Genomic DNA, 2,557 nt, shown 5'->3' on the forward strand with positions numbered 1-2,557 from the left:
GGTCGTCGACGAGCGGGCCGCGGTGCTGCACGACGAGCTGCGCATGTTCGCTCTGGCCGTCTCACGCGCGAGCAGGCTGCTGATCGTCGCCGCGAGCGAGGGCGAAGATCAGCAGTCATCCCCGTTCCTGCGGCTCGCCGAGGGTGAGCAGGTGCCGGTGGCGGGGCATCCGTTCACCCTGCGCGGGCTGGTCGGCCAGCTGCGCCGCCGACTGACGAGCGCGCCGGCGGATGCCGCGGCGGCGGCATCCCTCGCCATGCTCGCCGAGGCAGGCGTCGCAGGGGCGGATCCCGCCGAGTGGTACGGGGTGCTCGAGCCGTCGGTCGAGGGCCCCCTGGTCGACCTTGAGAGCGACCCGGAGGCGACCGTCGCGGTCTCGCCGTCGCGCGTCGCCTCGTTCGAGAAGTCGCCGCTCGGGTGGTTCGTCGACGTCATGTCCGGCACCTCGGGCGGCCTCGCGACCGGGGTGGGCACGATCATGCACTCCATCATGGAGATCGCGGCGGGCCAGCCGGAGGGCGACATCAGCGTCGAGCGGATCTGGGGCGATGTCGAGCGACGCTGGGGCGAGCTGAATCTCGAGCCGGGCTGGGTCGAGCAGCGTGAGAAGCGGCGCGTGCAGAAGATGGCCGAGGGGCTGCACGACTACCTCGCCGAGTTCGAGCGCTCGGGGGCGGCGCTGCTCGAGGCAGAGGGCGCCTTCACGCTGCGGTTGGGGCAGACGGTCATCAACGGCGCGATCGACCGCATCGAGCGGCGCGCCGACGGCACCGTCGTGATCGTCGATCTCAAGACGGGGCGGCAGTACCCGAGCGGGCCCGAGGTGCCGGGGCACCCCCAGCTGAGCGCCTACCAGCTCGCCTACCACGACGGGGCGCTGCCCGATCGGGGGCCGCTCGGCGGCGCGAAGCTCGTGTTCATCGCGCCCGAGACCGCCACGACGAGGAAGAGGTACCGCGAGGTGCCGCAGCAGGCCAAGACCGAGGAAGAGTTCGAGGAGTTCCGTATGCGCGTGCAGGAGGTCGGCCGCGGCATGGCGGGCGCCGAGTTCATCGGCGTGCGCTCCGACAACGGGCGCGACAGCTACGACTACCGCATCCACCTCGTGCCCGAGGTGTCAGAGGCGGCCGAATGAGCGCGCGAACCGCCCCGGTGTTCGACGTCGGCACGGCCGGCTACGGCGCAGACGAGGTCGCGCGTCTGCTCGGGCAGTCGTACTCGCCGACGCCGCAGCAGAAGCGCGTCATCGAGGCCGGTGCCGAGCCGGCCCTCGTCGTGGCCGGCGCGGGCAGCGGCAAGACCGAGACGATGGCGGCCCGGGTGGTCTGGCTGATCGCCAACGGGCTCGTCGCGCCGGGTGAGGTGCTCGGCCTCACCTTCACCCGCAAGGCCGCGGGCGAGCTCGCCGCGCGCATCCGCGGGCACCTCGAGAAGCTGCGCGCCTCCGGTGCGCTGCCGGGCGCCCACGATCCGCTCGACGCGCCGACGGTCTCGACCTACAACTCGTTCGCCAACGCGCTGTTCCGCGAGAATGCCCTCGCGATCGGGCGTGAGGCCGACGGCGTGCTGCTCGGCGAGGCGGCGGCGTGGCGCCTCGCCCGCACCGTGGTCGGCCGCAGCACCGACCCGCGCCTGCTCGAGACCGAGCATTCGCTCGACAAGCTCACGACCGCCGTTCTCGACCTCGCGCACGCGCTGAGCGACAACGACGTGAGCGACCCCGACGCCGTGCTGCGCCTGGCCGGCGAGTTCCAGGACCTGCTGGCGCTGCCGTCCGGCGGCAGGAACGCCTCCATGGCCGAAGCGGTCAAGGCGGCGCAGCTCATCGATCAGCTGCCGCTGCTCGTCGACCTCGCCGTCGAGTACGCCGCAGAGAAGCGCCGCAGGGGGCTCATCGAATACAGCGATCAGGTCGCCTTCGCGCTGCAGGCCGTGAAGCGCCGCGGCGCCGACATCGCCACGGAGTACCAGCGGCGGTTCAAGGTCGTGCTGCTCGACGAATACCAGGACACCTCGTTCATTCAGACCGACCTGCTCGCGGGGCTCTTCGCCGGGCATCCCGTCATGGCGGTCGGCGACCCCAACCAGTCCATCTACGGCTGGCGCGGCGCGAGCGCCGACAACCTCGACGACTTCTCGCGCGCCTTCGCCGGCGAGCCGGGCGTCGCCCCGACCTTTCCGCTCACGACGAGCTGGCGGAACCCGGTCACGGTGCTCGCCGCGGCGAACGCGATCGCGGCGCCGCTCAACGCCAAGGCGCGCGTCGACGTCGAGCAGCTCGACGCCCGCGCCGATGCGCCCGCGGGCCAGATCGAGGTGCGGTTCGAGCAGACCATCCTCGACGAGGCGGCGGCCGTCGCCGACTGGTTCAAGACCCGCTTCGACGCCGCAGGCGCCGAGAAGCCGACGGCCGCCCTGCTGATGCGCTCATGGGGCCGCACGGATGTCTTCACGCGGGCGCTGCGGGCGGCCGGCATCCGCTATCACGTGCTCGGTCTCGGCGGTCTGCTCGAGCAGGCCGCCGTCGTCGACCTCGTGTGCGCGCTCAAGGTGCTCG

General features: G+C 72.3%; 2 protein-coding genes. Both read left to right on the forward strand.

The genetic code is table 11. The annotated features are described in order from the left end of the window. The coding region (locus ACM2XV_RS14115) for a RecB family exonuclease (RefSeq protein WP_487027390.1) at nt 1-1,135 on the forward strand (1,135 nt) is incomplete at its 5' end. Further along, on the forward strand, nt 1,132-2,557 hold a 1,426-nt coding region (locus ACM2XV_RS14120; RefSeq protein WP_487027391.1), incomplete at its 3' end, for an ATP-dependent helicase. The genes ACM2XV_RS14115 and ACM2XV_RS14120, both read left to right, overlap by 4 nt.

The sequence above is a fragment of the Gryllotalpicola sp. CP2-P1 genome, from assembly GCF_057512245.1.